The sequence below is a fragment of the Dyella flagellata genome (assembly GCF_030160275.1).
GTDB lineage: Bacteria > Pseudomonadota > Gammaproteobacteria > Xanthomonadales > Rhodanobacteraceae > Dyella_B > Dyella_B flagellata.
Window position 1 is genome coordinate 48471 of record NZ_BSOA01000053.1, and the last position, 21824, is coordinate 70294.

The window sequence follows — 21824 nt, forward strand, 5'->3', positions numbered from 1 at the left end:
GCGTATGGAGTCGCAGCACTGCGGAGCAGTCAAGGGCCAAACCCGAGAAGCTGGCTTGAGGGGGCGATGCCGAACAGGGCGACATCTGCTGCTGTGGGGCTTTTGGCTGATGTGCAGCGTCGTGCTCGGCCTTGGCGAAGCCGGCGCACAATCCACCCATTACGTCTATGACGCCAATGGACGGGTCGTCGCGGTTACCGCGAGCAACGGCACCAGCGTCCAATACAGCTACAACACGCTTGGCCACACCAGCCAGGTCAGCGCCCCGCTTTCGCCAGGGCAGCTGGCTATCTTTGCTTTTTCACCCGCTCACGGCGAAGCCGCAACGCAGGTCACGCTCCAAGGGCAAGGGTTCAACAGCAATGCGGCGAATGACACGGTCAGCTTCAATGGAACCGTAGCAAGCATCCTATCCGCCTCAACGACGCAATTGGTGACAACAGTTCCCAGTGGCGCCACGTCAGGCCCCATCAGTGTCACGGTCGGTACCCAGACGGCAACGAGTCCAGCACCGTTCGTAATCGACGATACCGGCTTGCCGCCCGTCATCACCCAGGTCAGCCCGGCGGTGGCAGCCGTGGGTGGCACGGTCACCGTAGTGGGCACTCATCTCGACCCCGTGGCGGGAGATGCCGCGGCGCAGATAGGCGGACAAGCGATCTCGGCCTTTGCCGTCGCGTCGGACACCCAACTGCAATTTGCGATACCCAACCATGCCGTCACGGGCTACGTCACCGTCACGACGCCTTATGGCTCCGCTATCAGCCCGACACCGGTCGGTGTGTTGCCGCCCAGCGTCAGCGCCTCCAATGTCGTGAGCAGTGGCGTTGCCACCGTGAACGGCAGTAGCGTCAATCTCAACATCGGCGCTGCCGCTCAGATGGGGGCCGTTGTGTTCACGGCGCCGCAAGGCGGCTGGGCGAGTCTTCAAGCCAGTGGCATCAACTCGTCCGCCACCTCCATCGGTTACACGGTGTATGCACCCGGCAATGGTGTGGTTCAGCAGGGCTCGATCTCGTCGGTTTCGCCGTCGATCCATATGCCGCATCTCACGGCGGGTGCGAGTTATCTGGTTATCGTCCAGTCGAACGGCGGCAGTACGCAGATGGCGCTGGGGGTGGAGGCCGACGCAACGCTGGTGGCCCCCAGCGCCATTACGATCGCCACCACCACGTCCGGGCAGAGCAAACGCCTGCTCGTCCCGTCCACGATGATGTCGGGTGTCAGCCTGGAGTTTGCGCTCAGCAATATCACCGTGACTGGTGGCGGCAGCAGCGAAGTGGACGTCTACACGTACGACGCCACCGGCGCCCAGGTCAATCTGACGCAATGCAAACCGGCCAGTTGCCGGGACTATCTATGGGGCATGGCGGCGGGCGGGACGTGGTCATTGGTCATCGTGCCGGACATCGGTGGCGTCATGTCGTTCAATATGACGCTGTACCCGCCGGTGACAGGCCCCTTGCTTACCGCCAATGCCCCGAGTACCCCGATCAATCTCGGCACGGGCCAATTCGAGTACGTGACCTTCAATGCCACCGCCGGCCAACCGGTGACGTTGATGATGTCCAACTTGAGCACAACGCCGGCGGGGCAATCGGCGTACGTCGCTATCTACAGCCCGAATACGGCGGTGATGACGCCCAACAACTTCTACACCTATGTCGATGCGAACGCGACGCCAGTCGTCAATATTGCCAGCTTGCCCGCCAGCGGTACGTACACCATCGGCATAGACACACCTCTTGGGGTACCCATGAGTGGAACGTTGACGCTCGTGCCGGCCGTGGTCGATACGCTGCCGACCAATGGGACCGTCCGCAGCTACAGCGCCAATGCGCCGGGACAAGGAATCTATTTGAATTTCGCGGCGAATGCGGGTGACAACCTCGAACTGGCTTTGAACCATATCGCTGTGGCCGGTGATAGCACCGGGACGTTGAACGTCAATGTCTACAACTCGGCGGGAACCCTGGTTAAGGACGGTAATGCCACGTGTCGCGGCACTGATCCCGGGTCGAGCTGCCGATTGCTTCTCTGGGGGCTGGCCGCTGGCAATTATTCGATCATCGTCTCTCCCGCCAATGGCGGAACCATGTCCTTCAGTACCCTGTTGCAACCTCCTGTCATGGGGCCTTTGCTAACGACCAATAGCCCCGTATCGGTGAATCTGGGGGCTGGTCAGTTCGAGCAGTTGACCTTCAACGCGACGGCAGGGCAGCCGGTGACGTTGAACATGTCAGGCGTAAGTACAACGCCATCCGGACAGCCCGTCTATGTGGGCGTTTATCGGCCCGATGTGGGAACCATGACGCCCGAAAACTACTACACCTATTTCGATGCCAACCAGACGCAGACCATCAATCTGCCTGGCCTGCCGGTTAGTGGCACTTACACCCTCATTGTCAACAATCCTCTAGGACTGCCGGCGAGCGGGAGTTTGTCCCTGGTGCGATCAGTGGGCGGCACCTTACCGAATGGCGCGGCGGGCCAGTCCTATAGCACCACGGTAACGGGTCAGAACATTGCGCTGAATTTCAGCGCAAATGCCGGCGACAACCTCGAACTGGGTTTGAATAATATAGTTGCGAACGGCAGCAGCTCCGGTGCCGTCAACATAAGTGTGTATAACCCGGCGGGCACCCAGATTGTCAGTGACACGTGTTACAGCTCCACCCCCGGGGCGAGTTGCAGGGAACTGCTTTGGGGCCTGATTGCGGGCAACTATTCGATCATCGTGTCACCCGCCAATGGTGGAACGATGTCATTCAATGCAACCTTGCAGCCTGCTGTCATGGGGCCGTTGCTAACGCTCAATAATCCCGTGTCTGTGACCCTTGGCAGCGGTCAATTCGAACAGCTGACATTCAACGCTACGGCAGGTCAGTCAGTGACAGTGAGCATGACAGGCGTGACCACGACGCCGTTGGGGCAGCGGCTGTACGTGGGCGTTTATCGACCGGATGTGGGGCAGATGACGCCGAACAACTACTACAACTATTTCGACGCGAATAGTGCACCCTCGATGAGCCTGCCCAATCTGCCGGTGAGTGGCACCTATACACTGATTGTGAATAACCCAATGGGCTTACCGGCCAGCGGACAGTTGTCGATCTCGTCGCCCTAGGGATGCTCTGATTGATTCCGAGGCATGGCAAGATCACTTCACTGTCCATGGAAGTGATGAAGATGCGCCACGCAATAACAATTTGATGCATTGAGATCAATCGCGGTGACGAGCGTGAAGTCACTTCGGGCAAAGGATAAAGGGAAGGGGAATGCCATGAAAGTTGAAAGGAAAATAGGGCGTGTGACTCTGGCAAGCATGGCCGGTATGGTGCTGCTAAGCGCCTTGGCACTCGCGCTGCCGCCAGCAACCGCGCCGGAGCGGATTCGCACGGCGGATCACAGCTACTTTCTGCTCCCTTCCGCAGAAGTTAGTCGTACGGCATTGCCGGATGGCCGTGTCCTTGAAGTGCACGGTGCCGAAGGCTTCGCTTATCTCATCGACGATCACCAACGAACGATAGTGAAGCTGCCTGAAGCGCGGCGTTTTAGCTCTGTCACCGTGATGCCGAACGGCTTGGTGCTGTTCTGGGGTGGCATCGACGGCCAGGGCGATGTATTCGATAGTGGCGAATGGTTCAATCCTGACACGCAGCATTTCGTGCGCACAGGCCCCTTGGGTTTGCCCGCACGCGCAGGCCATACGTTGTCGGTGTTGACGGACGGCACGCTGCTGATGACCGGTGGCTTGTCCTCCGATGGCACGCTCGCCACCACGGCTGTGATCTGGCAGGAAGCATCCCATCAGGCCACCCCGTTGCCAGATACCTACGCCCCGCGCATGGATGCGATCGCCACGTTGCAAGCCGATGGATCGGTGCGCATCGAGAGCGGCGTCGACACCAAGGGGCAGCTCTTGCATGACGCTTGGGTTTTCCATCCGAACGACGCGTCCAAGCTTGCTTCTTCAAAGCCAACATCAACGACGTTGATCGCAGCAACCTATCCCATCTCAGATACAAACCAAGCTTCCATTCATGGCCCCTTGGTGTTGCACTTTGCCGTGCCAGTTGATCTCAAGCAATTGAACACGCATAGTGTGACGTTGCTAGGGCCGGAAGGCACGGTACCCGTGCACGTGTTCGGCACCGAAGGCGGCCGCTTGGCATTCGTGCAATTGCCGGATGACCTGTATCCGGGTTCGCGCTACACGCTATTCGTCAAAGGTTTGCATACCGCAACAGGCACGACGGTGCCTTACACCACGGTTGGTTTTACGACCACTAGCACCGATGCCACGGGTGTGGTGGTGGCGGGCCACGGCGCTCGTCCGGCGGCGGAAGACAAGGATACAGGCCCATCACTGCCGCCGCTTTACGTAATGGCGGGTGGCGGTCATGCGGCGCCTTGCCCGGACGATACCTTGTGCCGTCCGTACAGCTTTGTGCGCGATGGTGCGTTTTATCCCGGCAAGAACAACGCGCCTGACTTCACCGGTGCGCATTGGCGCCTGTACGCCCCTTATCAGCATTTGCCCGATACGTATGCACTCGAAGCTGCGATGCCGAAGGGGACGACATCACTGATCGGTCAGGTGCGGCAGATCGATGAAACGCCGGTTGCCAACGCGGAAGTGAGCATCGGCGATACCATCGTGCGCACAGATGCGAAGGGTGTGTTCGTGCTGTCCAACATTCCCGCCGGCCGCGACGAATTGCTCGTGGACGGCGCCTCGGCCAGTCATGGTGAGGTGAAGTACGGTCGCTTCGTGGTGGGTGCGGACGTAAAGGCCAAGGCCATCAACCACATGCCGTTCGTGATGTATCTGCCGCGCATCCTGCCTCGTGATGAAATCGCGCTGCCCACGCCGACCACGCGCGAAGTAGTGCTAACGCATCCGGATATGCCCGGGCTGGAACTGCACGTGCCCGCGGGTGCGGTGTTCAAGGATCGCAATGGCCGCGTGCTGACGCATATCGCTCTAGTGCCCACGCCGGTCGATCACGCACCGTTCCCACTGCCCGACAACTTCCCTATGTACTTCACCATCCAGCCAGGCGACGCGGTCGTGCAAGGGCTGACGCCAGAGGCCTCGAAAGGCATCCGTGTGGTGTATCCCAACTACAGCAAAGCCAAGGCCAGTGCGCCGGCCGAATTTTGGGTATACAGCGTCAAGGAAGGATGGCAGATGTATGGCTCAGGTCACGTGACGGCCGATGCCAAGCATCTTGCGCCAGATCCTGGGGTGACTCTGGCTTGGGCATTGGGGGCTGGGGCATCGCAAGGCAGTGCCAATGGATCGGATCCCAATATCAATTGTAACTTAGTGAAAGTCGCGCCCATCGACTTGCAAACCGGCATCATGACTCACCAGTGGGATGACTTTGCGATTCAGGATGTCATGCCTTTGATGTTGACGCGTGGATACAACTCGGCGGACACTAATTCGCATGCCTTTGGTATCGGCATGAACGCCAACTTCGGCATCCACTTGTGGAGTGCGAGCAGTTCCATCGGAACCAGCATGTCGCTGGTACTGCCTTGCGGCGAAGGCGTTGCTTACAACCAGATTAGCGGCAATGACAACTGGCCGCTCACTGGAGCGGTGTGGGAGCACACGGGCACGAACTCGGCGTATTACGGCTCGACCATCCAGTTCTTGCTGGACAACACGCCATTGGGAGCGCATTGGATACTCACCATGAAGGATGGCACCCAGTACGCCTTCACGCGCCACGTGCCCAATTCCTTGTCGTGGGTCCAGGATCGCTATGGTAACCAGATCCAGTTCACCTACAACGGTGGTTTGATCCAGCAGATGGTGTCGCCGAGTGGTCGCATGATCACTTTCAGCTATGACAGCAGCAACCGTGTTACAAGCGCTACCGACAACAGCGGTCGCACCATTGGCTACACGTACAACACCGCCGGCAGCCTGGCCACGGTGACTTATCCAGATCAAACCACCGAGCAATACACCTACGATGGCAACAATCGCATGCTGACCATGCAGGACCGGCGCGGCCATGTGTGGGTAACCAATCAGTACGATGCCAATGGTCGTGTGACGAAGCAGGCTTATGCAGACAGCTCGGCTTACCAGTTTGCCTATGCCACGGACAGCAACAACAATGTCACGACCACCACGGTGACCGATTCGAATGGCAACCAAGAGCAGGTGGCCTTCGATCCGATCAGCAAGTATCCCAGCGGCGATAACTACGCCTATGGCACCTCGCTCTCTCAGGCCACGACGTTCAATCGTGAGCCGTCAGGCATGCCAGACAGTGAAGCCGACGCCTTGGGGCGTACGACAACCTATACACATGATGCGCTGGGGAACGTCACCAGTGTCACGCAACTGTCGGGTACATCGAACGCCGTCACCACAAGCTTCACCTACACTAGCGACTACAACCAACTTGCCTCGGTGACTGATCCGCTAGGTCATACGACCAAGTTCAGCTACACCAATGGCTGCCTTACGCAAATCATCGATGCCCTGGGTCATAGCAGCAACATACAATGCAATGCAGCTGGTCAGCCTACTGTCATGCAGGATGCCCTAGGCAACACGGCAACGTTTGCTTACCAAGGCTACGACTTACAGAGTGTTACAGACTCGTTGGGCAATACGATAAATTACGTGGTGGATACCCTTGGTCGGCGCATTGCCACGCGCGACGCGTTGGGTAACGTCACACTTACCCAATATGACACCAACGATCGCGTAGTCTCCACCACGGACGCCCTCAATCAAACAACCACGCTCAACTATGATGGCAACGGTAACCCGACGAGTGTCACGCTGCCCAATACCGGCATCATTGACTACACCTACGACAACCGTAACCGCCTCATCACCCGCACCGATGCGATGAAGAAGAGCGAGTCATGGACCTATGATGGGATGGGCAACGTGTTGACCCATACCGATCGCAAAGGGCAATTGACAGATATCAGCTACGACGCTCTCAATCGTAAGAGCCTGGTGTCTTACGCTGACGGGTCCGGTATCCAAATCAATTACGACGCTGGCGATCGAGTAATCAGCGTGATCGACTCGGCCAACGGCACCTTGAATTGGAGCTACGACGGGCTCGACCACGTCACTGCCACTAATAGCCATCAAGGCAGCCTTAGTTACACCTACGATGCAGCTGGCCGGCGTACTAGCATGACTGCCGCGGCACAGGCGATCGCTAACTATACCTATGACGATGCCGACCGCCTGACGACGATCACTCAGGGCAGTGAGACAGTGCAAGTCGTGTACGACGCCGATAATCGGCGGACTAAGCTCACGTTGCCCAATGGCATTACGATCAACTATAGCTATGACAACGCGAGTGAGCTGACGGGCCTGACTTATACGCAAAGCAATGGCAGTGTGCTTGGTAACCTGGCCTATGGCTACGACGCAAATGGCCGGATCGTCAGCAAAAGCGGCACCTTCGCGACCGATATGCTGCCGACAGCCACCACGCAACCAGCGACGTTCGACCTCAATGACCGAAAGACAAGCTTCAATGGTCAGGCGTTGACGTACGATGCAAATGGCAATCTGACCAGCGATGGTACGAACACGTATGCATGGAATGCACGGGACCAGCTCGCGCAGATCAGCCAGGGTGGTAACGTGCAACTAAGCTTCGGTTATGACGCGCTCGGTCGACGCATCAGTAAGACTGTGCAAGGCACTGCAACGCAGTTCCTGTATGATGGCAAAAACGTCGTGCAGGAAACACAAGGGAGCGCGATTAATCCGATTCTTGTGGGCCTTGGCGTCGACGAGCGCTTTGCGAGAAACGACGTTACAGGAAGAACCTACTTCTTGACCGACTCCATCAACAGTACGGTTGCGCTGACAGATCCCAATGGAGCGCTCAAGCAGCAATACAGCTATGACCCGTATGGGAACGTTACGCCGAGCGATACGGCGACAGGGTTTACAAATCCCTACCAATATATAGGGCGAGAAGTGGATGCAGCAGGACTTTATTACTATCGCGCCCGATACTATAGCTCGATGCTAGGCGGGTTTATCAGCGAAGACCCTATTGCGTTTGATGGCGAGCAGCTGAGCTTCTATGCCTACGTAAACGGTAATCCTATCAATTTGACTGACAGCCTTGGGACGGGGCCGAATAATGGAGGTCCATATCACCCCCCTAAAGGGAGGGGTAAAAATGGCAATGATGTGAAGCTTAAGTGCTATTTCGACGATAGTTGCATGGTGCTAAATGGAAAGATGTGGGTATTGATGCGCATGATCAATTCGCACCAGATGTGGGATTGGATCAATCCGCCGCCTCGAGGGGGGAGCCGGCACGCGGATGAGATTTCGAAACTTTGGCGTGGATACGCAAATTGCCAGGAGATATACAGGAAAAAGTGTGAGGGCTGCGATCAGAATGGAGGCAGATTGATGGTGCCGATTCCTTCACCGTCGCCGGCGCTGGCTCCATCGGCCGCGCCTGGCGCTGGATTTGTTTCAGAACCCGTTCTAGTTTGGTAATGAGGCTGCGGTCATGGAAACTCCTTTTGAATTACAAGTAATTACAGAAATACGTGATGCATTTGGCAAGGCGCAAAAGGACGGGGACACGTCGGTTTCAAAGTCTCTCGTTAAAAAATGGATGGCGTCACAGAGTATTAATGTAAGAGGTGCGATCTATTATTATGTAGCAGATGGTGGCTATTCAAAAGTCATTGAGCCAATGATGACCTTCGAAGACTATTTCAATTTTATCGTTCCCTATCTTTTGGACTGCATAAAATTAGATATCGATGGTGAATGGGTGCATAACCAATATATTGCCGGACATGAGTTGGTTGGTTGGATTACAGATTTCTGGGAAAAAGATATTCATAAAAAGAGGCTGAAAGAATTCAAAAAAACGTTGGCGTTGAATTTCAAGGAAGGAGACAAGGGAATAAAGGATGCCATTGTGAATGGAGTGTTGGAGCACCTGTTTGAAGATTCAGGGATAAGAAAGTTCTTTTCGGACTGGCGGGAGGATCCTGAGTTGAAGCAGGCGTATGAGGATGCGATGCTCTGGAACACCAAGCCGGGCATCAAGCCGATTTGATGAGATGCGATAGTCGCTTATATGGGGCGGCGATCGGGGCCACCCATGAATTGAGCCAAGTCTTGGCCATCGTTGCTTTGTCTTAGGCGCCCAAATAGTGGGTGGACTACAGGATATATTTTTCCGAAATCATCACGTATCTTGGTGATGGTATAAACGAAGTTATGCCTGCGGAGCCGACAACCGTCCCGTGGGTGAGGGGATACCCCGAGGGGTGTCACGCGTGAGATCAAGCCGACCGTTCATGGGTGGACGGCAGAAGGGACGTGCGTATGGAGTCGCCGCACTGTGGAGCAGTCAAGGGTCAAACCCGTGGAACTGGCTTGAAGGGACGCCGAACGGGGCGATATCTTCTTCTCTGGGGCTTTTGGTTGCTGTGCAGCATCGTGCTCGGCCTCGGCGAAGCCAGCGCACAATCCACCCAATACGTCTATGACGCCAACGGACGGGTTGTCGCGGTTACCGCGGGCAATGGCACCAGCGTCCAATACAGTTACAACACGCTTGGCCACACCAGCCAGGTCAGCGCTCCGCTTCCGCCAGGGCAGCTGGCAATCTTTGCGTTTACACCCGCGCACGGCGTGGCGGGGACGCAGGTCACCCTCCAAGGGCAAGGCTTCAACAGCAATGCGGCTAGTGACACGGTCCGCTTCAATGGAACCTTAGCAAGCGTCCTATCCGCCTCAACGACGCAATTGGTGACAACGGTTCCCAGTGGCGCCACGTCAGGCCCCATCAGTGTCACGGTCGGTACCCAGACGGCAACGAGTGCAGCACCGTTCGTCATCGACGATACCGGCTTGCCGCCCACGATCACTCAGGTCAGTCCGGTGGTTGTCGCCGTGGGAGGCACGGTTACCGTAACGGGCACCCATCTTGACCCCGTGGTAGGGGATACCGTAGCGCAGATGGGCGGGCAGGCCATTCAGAGCCTGGCCACTGTCTCCGACGCCCAACTGCAATACGCGGTCCCCAACAATGCCGTCACAAGCTACATCACCGTCACGACACCTTACGGCTCCTCGATCAGCGCGACGCCGGTAGGCGTGTTACCCGCTAGCGTTAGTGCCGCCAATGTCGTGAGCAGCGGTGTTGCCGTCGCGGGTGGCACGGGCGTCAATCTCAACATCGGCGCTTCCGGACAGATGGGCGCCGTGGTGTTTACCGCGCCACAAGCCGGCTGGGTGAGCCTGCAAGCGAGTGGCATCACGACGTCTGCCAGCACCATCAATTACACGGTGTATGCGCCTGGCAACAGCATCGTCCAACAGGGCACGGTGTCCGCAGCATCACCCTCCATCCACCTGCCGCATCTCACGGAGGGGGCGAGCTATCTGGTGCTCGTCGAGTCGAATGGCGGCAGCACGCAAATGACGCTCGGCGTGGAAGCTGATGCAACGCTGGCGGTTGCAACATCCCTAACCATCACCACGACCACGTCTGGCCAGAGCGAGCGCCTGATGGTCCCCTCGACGATGGCGTCGGGCCTCAGCTTGGAGTTTGCGCTCAGCAACATCACCGCTTCCGGTGGAAGCAGCAATGAAGTGGACGTCTACACCTACGACGCCACCGGCACACAGGCCAATATAACGAGGTGCTACGCCTCCAATCTGGCCAGTTGTCGAGACTTCATATCCGGTATGACGACGGCAGGCACCTGGTCGCTGCTCTTCGTGCCGGCCAACGGTGGTGTCATGTCGCTCAATGTGACGCTGCATTCGCCGGTGACAGGTCCGTTGCTGAGCGCTAGCGCACCGACGGCCACGATCAATCTGGGCACCGGCCAATTCGAGTTCGTGACTTTCAATGGGACCGCCGGTGAACCGTTGACGTTGAACATGTCCAATTTGCATACGACGCCGGCAGGGCAGTCGGCGTACGTCGTTGTCTACAGTCCGGCGACTCAGGCGATGACACCGAACAACTTCTACACCTATTTCGATGCGAACACGACGCCAACCGTCAATATCCCTAGTCTGCCCGCCAGTGGTACGTACACCATCGGCATAGACACGCCCTCGGGTATGCCCATGAGCGGTTTCCTGGAATTCGTGCCGAACTTTCCCATACCCCTATCCGGCAATGGAACGAGTCAAAGTTTCAACGCCGCGGTGCCGGCACAGAATGCATATATGAATTTCACCGCGAATGCGGGCGACAGCTTTGAATTGGCCTTGAGCAACATTAAGGTCACGGGTGGGAGTAATGGTGAGGTCGACGTCAATGTCAATGACGCGAACGGAACCCAGGTCGCCAGCGGAAGCTGTTACCAATCCAATCCGGCGTCCAACTGTCGTGTGTTCCTGGAGGGGCTCGCTGGAGGCAGTTACTCCGTCGTGGCGGCTCAACCCAACGGCGGCGTGATGTCGTTCAACACGTCGCTGAAACCGCCGCTGATAGGGCCCTTGCTCACGCCGGGCACGCCTGTCACCGTGACGCTTGGTAATGGCCAGTATGAACTGCTGACCTTCCAGGCCAACGCAGGCCAGACGGCGACGATAACGATGACGGGCGTGAACACCGCGCCGGCCGGGCAGTCCGTGTATGTCGCGGTCTATCGTCCCGATGTTGGAGCGATGACGCCGTACAACTATTACAACTACTTTGATGCGAATAGCACGCCAAGCTTGACGTTGCCCAACCTGCCTGTCAGCGGCGCGTACATCATTGCCGTCGACAGCCCGTTCGGTTTGCCGCTTGGCGGGCAACTTTCGGTATCCGTGCAGTAAGCGCGCCGCAGCCACTTTTTTACGACCCGCCGATCAAGCCATCGGAAGACATCAGGAATCGATATGAAGGCGAACAGGACAGGGTGGGTGATCGGGGCCATCCATGAATGGCGATTGGGGCGGCTGGCGGCTGGCGATCGGGGCCATCCATGAATTGAGCCAAGTCTTGGCCACCCTTGCTTCGTCTTAGACGTTCAAATAGTGGGTGCACCCGAATGCTGATTCCTCTAGCCAGGAGCGACCGAGTAACTATGGAATACCGTTACCCTAGATGGATCTCTTACGTTCTATTGGGCTTTATGGTGCCGGTGATCGCAGTGGCTGTATACGCGATTGATACCTCAATAGCGCATCCGGGCGCTGGTGCCGACATCGCTTTCGGTGTGGTTGGGATTTGCATTATGGCCCTACTGGGATGGGTCTATTTGTATGTTCGACGCTACAGCTTTCAGATTGGTCCCGAGTGCGTGAACATCACGGGTGTGCTTCGTACCCGTTCGATTCCGTTTTCCATGATTAATCAGGTGGTCACTGCCGCAGCGCCACGTAGTGGTACGGATTCTTGGTTGATAGATGGAAACGACGCCATCATAACCAAGATTGATGGTGGCCTTGTTGGTTTTGATTCATTGCTCATGAACCTGGGAAAGGCCTTGCAGCCCTACCAGGTGTTGTTCTACAGGAGAGAAAACTTCGTGCGTTGGGAAATGCAGGTTGCGGGTGACTCGCACTGGGTTCCCTATGAGGCTCCGAGCATTGCGCGCAAGAGCGGGCGCCGTCTGATGTACGCAATAGCATTTGGCTGTCTCATATTTGCTATAGCTTTAGCACTATTGTCGCTTACGCACCTTGGAATCCTGGCAGCGTTTTAGTTCGATTTCGATGCGAAGCAAACGTCATGGCAGGGAAGGGCCTTGTTCCATCTACCAAGCCGCACACGCAAAGCGACGATCCCCTACATCATCAACTCAACCGATTTGATAGTGTGAGGTTGTCACCCACGCTGTCGATAATCGTTTCCGCGTGAGTGACCCTCGCAGCAATGCCAGGAGAAGCGCGGATCGTGAGAGTTCAGACCTCCCACGATCCGCTGAACCACAAACAACTTGTCAAGGAGTTGCTCATGGTCTCCAAGAATAGTACGACACGTGCCCGTCCTTCTGAAACCTTCTGGCTGGGTGAGCCTCCGCGGTTTCCCAAAGACCCCCAAAGAAACGAGCGGTACGCCTACTTGATGAGGTTTGCCGGAACCAGCGTGGCCATTCAGGTCATTCGAGGGTTGCTGAAGAGTAGCGAAGCGTTTAATCGCGCAAAAGCCTATAACAGGCTACCGGAACCTGGTGCATTGCCACTCACTCCCACGCAGGTCGATGGTCTGTGTGCGGCTTTGCATTTTCTTCATCAGTATGGCGATGCCATGTTGATGAAGGAGCATGAGGGTTAGGTCGTTCGCACACGCATGGTCTTAATGCGACACGCCAATCGGAGGATGGTGTGTCGCTTAAAGTGAATGTCGGGATTGGGGTTTTGGTGACAAACAGTTTGTGATCGATAAGCGAGCATTTTCAAGATTGCTCGAACCTACGGCTGAATCTTGTAAGCCAAAGTAATTGCGGCGGTGGCTCCGAAAAACGTCAGCAATGCAGAATCGGGGTCTGGTTGAGAATCGGAGTCAGAATCGCAGAATCGGGGTGATTCAGGGGCGGGATCAGGAGCCATGACGGTGCGAGATGCGTCCTACAATGCCTTCTATGAATTGCGGGGGTAATTGGAGATCAGTAGCTCGCTGATGGCGAGCTGGAGCCCAATCCCGTAGTGTAGCCTGTGGAGAGATGGCTAGCCTTCGGTGATCTGTCATGAAACAACACGGCACTTTCAAACCCTCAGCCGGACAGCAACAACAACGCGGGGCTCCTGCAGCCTCAAGCGGGACTTCACCGCTACAGCGTCAAGAGCGGGCCTTCAGAGACAGTCCCAGCCAAATGGCGCAAAGACAGGCTTACGACAGCCTGCAAAGCAGCCCTCGGCAGGCCGTACAGCGGCAGCGCCTGGATACCCTGCAGCGGGCGCCATCGGAATCCGTGGAGAGTAAATCCAACTCAGCCGGTGGTTTGCCGATCGACCTGCGGAGGAACATGGGGGCCATGTCGGGCGTTGACCTTGATGATGTGCGAGTACATCGCAACTCCTCCAAGCCCGCGCAACTCAATGCACTGGCTTACGCACAAGGGAGCGATATCCATCTTGGGCCGGGCCAGGAGCGCCATTTGCCGCATGAAGCCTGGCATGTCGTGCAGCAGGCACAGGGTCGCGTCAAGCCGACCTTGCAGATGAAGCAGGGGGTGTTGGTCAACGACGACGCCGGCCTAGAGCATGAGGCGGACGAGATGGGGAGGCGGGCAGTGTCTGGTGTCGTGCAGGTCGCTCGCAGGGACAACGCCCCCGCATCGGCTTCACCGGATGGCGTGGTGCAAAGAGCGGTGGGTTTCGAGTTCGAGACCGGATGGTTTGTCGACGATATCCCGATCGAGGGCCACGGTAATGATGACGACCTGGAACCCCGCAAGCCCGTGCCATACCGCAAGAAGGACGTAGTGAGTAGCGCCACCTTCGACGGCTTTAGTATGGAGGCGGATGAAGCGGAAGGCGGGCGATCGGAAATCGAGTTCGTGGTTCGGCCGCCTCTCGAAGAAAGTCCGGCGGGATTCAAAAAACTCGCAACGGTGATGGAGGCGATGGTGGGGGTCGGCCAAGGCCTCAAGCGGTTCTACAACGACGATGAGCGTTCGTTTCCCCTCTTTCGGGTAACGGGCAATAGCCTGGACAACTACACACTGGTCACGCCCCGCAAAGGCGACCCTGAACTCAAGGCGGGGCCGCAGGCGACTACCGGTCTGGACCTTAGTGTCCTGGCGAAGGCGACTGAAGTCCTCGACCGTCACATCCAGCCGGATGAGATCAAGGTTGAGCACGAGGAGCCGTCCCAAGACCCTCCGAAATTTCACGGATTCCTAAGCCTGGTGCACCAGTACTTGGCGCGCGGAACCGTCGTTGGCAAGGGTGCCCTGAGTTACCCGAAGATAATCGCCGAACCGCTGTTGGCGCGGACCAATTTTGTCAAGTTGTTCAAGCTGGTCGAACCAGAAATTCAAGGCTATTACGCTAAAGATCATCCCGAGCTTTGGGTGAATGATGTGCTCGACAAGATCGGCCTGCCGGACATTGCCGACGTCGACGTGCTGGCACGGGGAGTGGTGGCTGAAGATAAATTGGAGGAGCACACCGATTTTCGCAGACGTCTAAGTGACAACCGTGACGAGCTTCAACGCACCCTGGCTGAACTGAAATTGATCGGCGAGGACCTGGTCAGCACTAGTGAGAGTCTCGCCACTAGCAAGGGTGACTTTTTAGAAAACGCTAAACGCAAAGTCATGGGCGTGCCCACCAAGGAGGCATTGCAGGCGACGCACGAGCGCCTCGTCGTTGAACAAAACGCGAAGACGGATGAGTATGGCCAACTTTCCTTGGAGAAAGATCACCTTGAAGAGCAAAAAAGCGCGTTGGAGCGCTACGCCGGCTTTACGGTGCGCAAGTGGCTCGACGGCCTGCTGAGCGATACAGACCTGCTCTCCTCCATCCCGGACGCCGAAAGCCTGGGCGAATTCGGCGAGCGCACCGAGGAGGTCGGGCCGGACGGGAACAAGCGCGAAGCCGGCATCTTCGAGTTCCGAGGTGCACAAGCCACCAAGATTCCCGTCACGCAATGGCCGGAGTTCGCACTGCAATTTTTCAAGAAGGTCCTGATCTTGCACGGGCACGACTGAGCTTCGCCGAGTCACGCCATATGGCAAGGGCTGACCAGCAAGTCCGACACGCGCTGGCCACCCTAATGGAACAGCTTGGCCATCAAGCGGTCATCGACCAACCTTGGTCAGCCGGCCACTGGCTGGGCCGTGTTGAACGCCAATTGGGCAGCGAAAGCCCGCTTGTACGCTGGGCGCGCTTCGCCGCGGGCCACATAGGCGGCCAGGCTGGGAAATTCATTCAGAATGCCTGAGGGCCGGGTCCTGAGCAGCACCGACACCATCAGCAGATCGCCCGCGCTGAACGCGCCATCCAGCCACTCGGCATCACCCAGGCGCGCGGAGAGTTGGCCCAGCCGATTACGGATGCGATCGGCAATGAGAGGAAAGCGCTCCTTGCTCCAGGGTTTGTCGCCCTCGGTGAATTTGACGGTGATGAGTTCAAGGATGGGCGGCTCCACGGTGTTGAGCGCGGCAAACATCCAGGTGATCGCCCGCGCCCGTGCGTTGGCTTCGTTCGGCAACAAACCCGCGTGGTGTGAGGCGATATGGAAAATGATTGCGCCGGTCTCGAACAGCACCAGATCGCCTTCCTCATAAGTGGGAATCTGGCCGAATGGCTGAACGGCCAGATGCGCGGGCTCTTTCATCGCGGCGAACGAAACAGGGCGAACCTCGTAGGGCAGGCCAGCTTCTTCAAGCGCCCAGCGAACGCGCGTATCGCGCGCCAGTCCCATGCCGCCATCGGGCGAGCGTTCAAAGGCAGTAATGGTGACAGTCATCGGGGTCTCCTGCTGATTGGGATTGCTTGGCGCCATCTTCCGAAGCCATGGCACCGATGATGGGTCTCAACATGGGGCGCGTTGCTTGCTCTGTTTGAAAGGGCGACGAACGGCCCATCGCCGAATCGACATACCCACTTCGAGCGCTTAGTGACCTTAGCAACCGACCGGCCCTGCCGGAATCTCGAATCACCGTCGCTAGGGGACTTGACTTAAGACATTATTTCTATAATTCTGGAAATATGAAATCAAAAGCTGCCCTCGACTGCCTCAACGCCTTGGCCCAGGAGCACCGCCTGACCCTGTTCCGCCTGCTCGTTCAGGCCGGAGAAGAGGGGATGGCGGTGGGTGAATTGGCGGCCGTCACCGGTTTGGCTGGCGCGACCCTCACCAACCACCTGCACATCTTGCGCAGGGCAGGGATGGTCATCGATGAGCGAAGGGGGCGGGTTATCCAATGCCGAGCGAACTACGAGCAGATGAATGGCCTGCTGGGGTTCCTCACCGAGAACTGCTGTGCGGGGTCTGACTCTGCCACAGCCTGTGAGCCATCCGCCTGCAAGCCTGCGGGGAAGTCGAAATGAAACGCTTTCATGTCCATGTGAATGTTGAAAACCTGGAAAGCAGCATTCGTTTTTACAACATGCTTTTTGGTGCCAAGCCCAGCGTTGTGAAGTCCGATTACGCCAAGTGGATGCTGGAAGATCCGCGCATCAACTTCGCCATCTCTCAGCGCAGTAGTGCCATCGGCATCGACCATCTCGGTTTGCAGGCCGATGACGAAAATGAATTGAGTGCCATCGGGGAGCGGTTGCAGTCTGCGGATGCGGTGGCGTTGGCCGAGAAGGGCGCCACCTGTTGCTATGCCCACTCGGACAAGTATTGGGCTGAAGATCCTCAGGGTGTACGTTGGGAGAGTTTCTTCACGCATGGAGAAGCCACCACCTACAGTTCGGCACCGAAAGAAAGCGAGGGCGGATCTTGTTGTGGTCCTGCCATGAATTCGAAGACTTCTAAGACGACCTGCGGTGCGAACAGTGGGTGCTGTTGAGATGACCGAGGCCAAGCAAGCTTACCGTGTGCTGTTTCTTTGCACGGGCAATTCCGCACGAAGCATCATGGCCGAAGCCTTGCTGAGCGTGCTCGGAAAAGAGCGGTTTGAAGCATACAGTGCGGGCAGTTCCCCCACGGGAAAAGTGCAGCCTATCGCGGAGCAGCTGGCGCGGGAGTTTGGTTATACCCAGCCCCTTCGAAGCAAGAGCTGGGATGAGTTTGCAGGGCCCAACTCTCCCCCAATCGATATGATCATCACCGTTTGCGATAACGCGGCGGGTGAGGTGTGTCCGATTTGGCCAGGTCACCCTGTTACGGCCCATTGGGGTGTGCCTGATCCTGCAGCCATCGAAGGGTCGCAAGAGGTGCGTCGCCGTGCTTTTCAAGCTGCATGGATGATGCTCAAGCACAGGGTGGATTTGTTGCTCGCTCTTCCCATGGAAAAACTTGACCGCGTGTCTTTGCAACAAGAGATTCGCTCCATCGGAAAGGCTGGCAACCCGTGAACATTGGCCAGGTGTGAGGCATCGAATGCAACAATAAAAACGCCCGACGATTTCTCGCCGGGCGTTTTGCTTTGATGCGGAGCTGGCGGAAGTCGAGCCCGCTTCCAAAGGCGCTTGAAGCCTGGTGCTACATGTTTAGCTCACCGCTGGATAGCACAGGGTGTAGGGTGACCCATGTCAATATTTATGACGGCCCACATCCATCCCTCATATTCCGGATTGTGCAGGTGATCTTCGATAGAGCCTGTTTTAGGGATGGCGCCGCCATCATCGAGAGCGGTATTGATCCATGCTTCGATGGCCTCTTTAGCGTTGCTATAGGCTTCGTCGAGCGTGTCTCCTGCAGAGAAACAGCCCGGAAGATCGGGGACGACGACACCCCAGGCGGTTGTGTCCGAACCGACTTCGATGGCGATGGGGAATTTCATAGTGATTGGCCTTGGTTCTACTTTGTCTTGCGTGACTTGAATCCAAGAGTTCTCATTGACTCTTGATGTATTGGACCTTCGACGCTTTGCCTCGTGAAGCATTACCGGCTCAATGCCGGCCAGTTTCTTTAGCTTGTGGACAAGTCCCTTACCCAAGTCTTTTTTCGGGTGTGGGACCGAAAGGTGCCCTGGCTTAGTGGGGTGCTTCAAGATGTGATGCGACCCCTCAACTCGATGAATGTACCAGCCGTCCGTAGTCAATTCGAGCAGATCAGGGCGCACGCCACGAGGCGCGCGGTCGTTTCGTCAGCCCTGGATTCGCGCTTGACGCTCGCCAGCAAGACCACTATCGTCGCCCTGCTGGTGGTCTTCATCCTTTCATCGCGATGAAAGGATGAAGTTAAAAGGGAAGCCGGTGCGGTCTGTTTGGGCCAATTCCGGCGCTGCCCCGCAGCGGTGTGTGGAAACGATCTTCGCCAACAGCACTGGCTCTTTGGAGCCGGGAAGCGGCGAACAGTAGGCGAGGCGCGTTGGCGCCTCTGGTCCACGAGCCCGAAGACCTGCCCCGGCCAGGGACTTGATCCCTGCTTGACCTGGAACTTCCGAGGGGAGGTGACCGGGGTGTGCGTCGTGGCGCTGGCTGCGACCCGTCCCCGTGCATGTCTTGTCGGCTGTTCCGGTTCGCCCGCGGGGGCGAAGGTCGCTCGCGTGATGGCCATCCGGATGTTGCGGAGAGGCTGTCACGCGGTTCCTTCGTTCCTCATTCATCACGAATCGAGGAAATGCAGCCATGACTACTCTTACCAACCTCGGCTTTCCACGCATAGGCGTGAAGCGCGAACTCAAGCGAGCCCTTGAAGCGTTTTGGAGTGAAGAGGCCTCGGCCGAATCGCTACAGGAGACCGCAAAGACGCTACGGCAACGCCATTGGACTTTGCAGCGCCAAGCGGGTGTCGATGTGGTGCCATGCAACGACTTCTCGTTGTACGACCACGTGCTCGATACCGCTTTTCTGTTCGATGCCATCCCTGATCGCTATCGCAAAATCGTCGATGCCGATCCTCTGGCTGGCTACTTCGCGCTCGCGCGTGGCACCCAACGCGATGGCAACGATCTGCACGCGTTGGAGATGACCAAGTGGTTTGACACCAACTATCACTATCTTGTGCCCGAGCTTCATGCGGGGCAGGAGTTTCGCCTGCGCGGCGACAAACCGGTAGCCGAATTCCTCGAAGCGAAAGCATTAGGCCTTGAGGCGCGGCCTGTTCTGTTGGGGCCCGTCAGCTTCCTTCTGCTTTCGAAGACGGTGGACGGAAGCGATCGCCTGGCACTGCTGGACCGCCTGATTCCTGTGTATGTCGAACTGTTGGCAACGCTAAAGGAAGCCGGGGCATCGTGGGTGCAAATCGACGAACCCTGCTTGGTACTGGATCAGGATGGCGATGACTACGCGGCGTATCGAAAGGCTTATGCAGCGTTCGCGAAAGGGGAGCGGCCCAAGTTGTTGCTGGCCACTTACTTTGGGGCGTCAGGCGAAAACCTTGAGCTGATCAGTCAGCTTCCCGTTGATGGGCTGCACATCGACCTGGTGCGCGCGCCAGAGCAACTCGATTCTGTCCTGGATGTATGGCCGCAGGATCGAGTGCTGTCGTTGGGTATCGTCGATGGACGAAATGTCTGGCATGCCGATCTGGACGCAGTCCTGACCCTGGTAAAACGCGCGCATCAGCGCATGGGTGGCGAGAACCTGCAACTCGCTCCGTCCTGTTCGTTGCTGCATGTTCCCATCGATGCATCGCTGGAAACGGGGTTGCCGCAAGATCTGCATGGCTGGCTTGCGTTTGCGCGACAGAAGCTCGAAGAGCTGCGCATTGTCAGGGATGTGCTCAAGGGGAAGCCTGCGGCGCAAACGGCACTTGAGCAGGCTCGTGTGCGCGTCCAATCGCGCAGGACGTCAGACAAGGTGCATCGTCCCGCTGTGGCGGCCCGCGTTTCCACGCTGAAGAAGGACGCGTCTCAGCGCAAGTCGGCTTTCGGTGTTCGGAGTCAGCTGCAGCAGCAGCGGCTTGGTCTTCCAGCGTTTCCCACCACCACCATTGGATCGTTTCCGCAAACTCACGAAGTGCGTGAAGCACGGGCCAAATACAAATCCGGCAAGTTGGGCGAGGCCGACTACGACGTGTTTCTTGAAGCGGAAACCCAGCGGTGCGTCCGCTTTCAGGAGGAGGTCGGTCTGGACGTATTGGTGCACGGGGAGTTCGAGCGCAACGACATGGTGGAGTACTTCGGCGAACAGCTTGACGGGTTTGCCTTCACCAAGAACGGTTGGGTGCAGAGCTATGGCTCACGCTGTGTAAAGCCGCCGATCATTTATGGCGATGTTCAGCGCCCGGCGCCCATGACCGTACGTTGGTCTCGCTATGCGCAATCCCTGACGAAGCGGCCGATGAAGGGTATGTTGACCGGCCCGGTAACGGTGTTGCAATGGTCCTTTGTGCGTGACGACCAGCCGCGGGCAGATACGTGTCGCCAGATTGCGTTGGCCTTGCGTGATGAGGTGCTTGATCTTGAAGCCGCCGGCATCTGCGTGATCCAGATCGATGAACCGGCGTTGCGAGAGGGACTGCCACTGCGTCGCACGGATTGGCGCACTTATCTGGAATGGGCGGTGGATTGCTTCCGTATCACGGCATCGGGTGTCGCGGACACTACGCAGATCCACACACATATGTGCTACTCCGAATTCAACGACATCATCGATGCCGTGGCGGCCATGGACGCCGATGTCATTTCGATCGAAACATCACGTTCGCGCATGGAGCTGCTGGATGCCTTTGTAAAGTTCCGCTACCCGAACCAGATCGGTCCAGGGGTCTACGACATCCATTCACCTCGCGTGCCGGAGGCTGGAGAAATGGTGGAGTTGTTGGAAAAGGCACAATCGGTTTTGAGCAGGGAGCAACTCTGGGTCAATCCCGACTGTGGCCTGAAAACCCGCGGCTGGCCAGAAACGCGGGCCGCGCTGACGGCGCTGGTCCAAGCGGCACATGCGATGCGCCAAAAGCTCCCTTCGGTGGCGTGAACTGCGCGAAAAAGAAGGGCAAAAGCGACTAAACACTTGCCGGGCTCCGGTTCCCTTTTTAAAGGGACCGCCCCATGGCAAACAAATAAGCCCGGCGAGCGATCGCTGGGCTTTCCGTTGCCATCACATTGCATTCACGTGCCCAAATGCTTTCCTATCTTGGATATCGCGCCAGATGGGGCTCAGGCGGCGATTGTCTTGGACACGGCTTGGAGCAGGGGCCGACACTCAACAGGGGGTGGAGTGTGCGCACGGAAAATCCTTTTTTTGTATGCCGACACCTTGGTGGGAACATCAAGGGCCGTTGCTTTTGCATGGCGCCCGTTCGAAGCCTAAGCAGGAA

13 protein-coding genes, 1 pseudogene and 1 riboswitch are annotated in these 21824 nt (G+C 57.4%); of the genes and pseudogenes, 11 read left to right on the forward strand and 3 right to left on the reverse strand.

From position 1 onward, the window contains the following. Positions 1-109: 109 nt before the first annotated feature. From QQJ96_RS23020 to QQJ96_RS23050, 7 genes are all read left to right on the forward strand, one after another. Positions 110-3127 (forward strand): IPT/TIG domain-containing protein, encoded by a 3018-nt coding sequence (locus tag QQJ96_RS23020; protein ID WP_284334381.1) that lies wholly within the window; start codon positions 110-112, stop codon positions 3125-3127. Between the two features lie 156 nt (positions 3128-3283). Next, a complete protein-coding gene (locus QQJ96_RS23025) occupies positions 3284-8524 on the forward strand; it encodes an RHS repeat-associated core domain-containing protein (protein WP_284334382.1) in 5241 nt (1746 codons plus the stop codon). 13 nt (positions 8525-8537) lie between these two features. Next, on the forward strand, positions 8538-9098 hold the full coding sequence (locus QQJ96_RS23030; RefSeq protein WP_284334383.1) for a hypothetical protein: 561 nt from the start codon (positions 8538-8540) through the stop codon (positions 9096-9098). A 371-nt stretch (positions 9099-9469) separates the two neighbouring features. Beyond that, complete coding sequence (locus QQJ96_RS23035) at positions 9470-11827, forward strand: IPT/TIG domain-containing protein (RefSeq protein WP_284334384.1); 2358 nt, start codon at positions 9470-9472, stop codon at positions 11825-11827. A gap of 251 nt (positions 11828-12078) precedes the next feature. Beyond that, positions 12079-12699 carry a YdbT family protein gene (locus tag QQJ96_RS23040; protein WP_284334385.1) on the forward strand — a complete coding sequence of 207 codons (621 nt, stop codon included), beginning with the start codon at positions 12079-12081 and terminating at the stop codon, positions 12697-12699. Positions 12700-12890: 191 nt separating this feature from the next. Then, positions 12891-13271 (forward strand): hypothetical protein, encoded by a 381-nt coding sequence (locus QQJ96_RS23045; protein WP_284334386.1) that lies wholly within the window; start codon positions 12891-12893, stop codon positions 13269-13271. A 412-nt stretch (positions 13272-13683) separates the two neighbouring features. Next, complete coding sequence (locus tag QQJ96_RS23050; protein ID WP_284334387.1) at positions 13684-15651, forward strand: eCIS core domain-containing protein; 1968 nt, start codon at positions 13684-13686, stop codon at positions 15649-15651. A gap of 107 nt (positions 15652-15758) precedes the next feature. Here QQJ96_RS23050 and QQJ96_RS23055 read toward each other — a convergent pair whose 3' ends face one another. After that, the gene (locus tag QQJ96_RS23055) at positions 15759-16412 is read right to left on the reverse strand and encodes a glutathione S-transferase family protein (RefSeq protein WP_284334388.1); all 654 of its coding nucleotides are present in this window, start codon (positions 16410-16412) and stop codon (positions 15759-15761) included. 242 nt (positions 16413-16654) lie between these two features. On the opposite strand from QQJ96_RS23055, the gene QQJ96_RS23060 reads away from it, so the two are divergent. The 3 genes from QQJ96_RS23060 to QQJ96_RS23070 are packed head-to-tail and all read left to right on the forward strand — an operon-like array spanning position 16655 to position 17971. Then, positions 16655-16996 (forward strand): ArsR/SmtB family transcription factor, encoded by a 342-nt coding sequence (locus tag QQJ96_RS23060; protein WP_284334389.1) that lies wholly within the window; start codon positions 16655-16657, stop codon positions 16994-16996. Further along, on the forward strand, positions 16993-17463 hold the full coding sequence (locus QQJ96_RS23065) for an ArsI/CadI family heavy metal resistance metalloenzyme (RefSeq protein WP_284334390.1): 471 nt from the start codon (positions 16993-16995) through the stop codon (positions 17461-17463). Before QQJ96_RS23060 ends, QQJ96_RS23065 begins: the two co-directional genes overlap by 4 nt. Position 17464: 1 nt before the next feature. Then, a complete protein-coding gene (locus QQJ96_RS23070) occupies positions 17465-17971 on the forward strand; it encodes an arsenate reductase ArsC (protein WP_284334391.1) in 507 nt (168 codons plus the stop codon). 140 nt (positions 17972-18111) lie between these two features. Here QQJ96_RS23070 and QQJ96_RS23075 read toward each other — a convergent pair whose 3' ends face one another. After that, the gene (locus QQJ96_RS23075; RefSeq protein ID WP_284334463.1) at positions 18112-18399 is read right to left on the reverse strand and encodes a type II toxin-antitoxin system HicB family antitoxin; all 288 of its coding nucleotides are present in this window, start codon (positions 18397-18399) and stop codon (positions 18112-18114) included. A gap of 123 nt (positions 18400-18522) precedes the next feature. Then, a pseudogene (locus QQJ96_RS23080) lies at positions 18523-18681 on the reverse strand (type II toxin-antitoxin system HicA family toxin); the annotation flags it as partial. 65 nt (positions 18682-18746) lie between these two features. After that, positions 18747-18981, forward strand: a riboswitch (cobalamin riboswitch). A 208-nt stretch (positions 18982-19189) separates the two neighbouring features. Here QQJ96_RS23080 and metE point away from each other — a divergent pair. After that, positions 19190-21481, forward strand: coding sequence for a 5-methyltetrahydropteroyltriglutamate--homocysteine S-methyltransferase (gene metE, locus QQJ96_RS23085; RefSeq protein ID WP_284334392.1), 2292 nt, complete (start codon positions 19190-19192; stop codon positions 21479-21481). Positions 21482-21824: the final 343 nt, after the last annotated feature.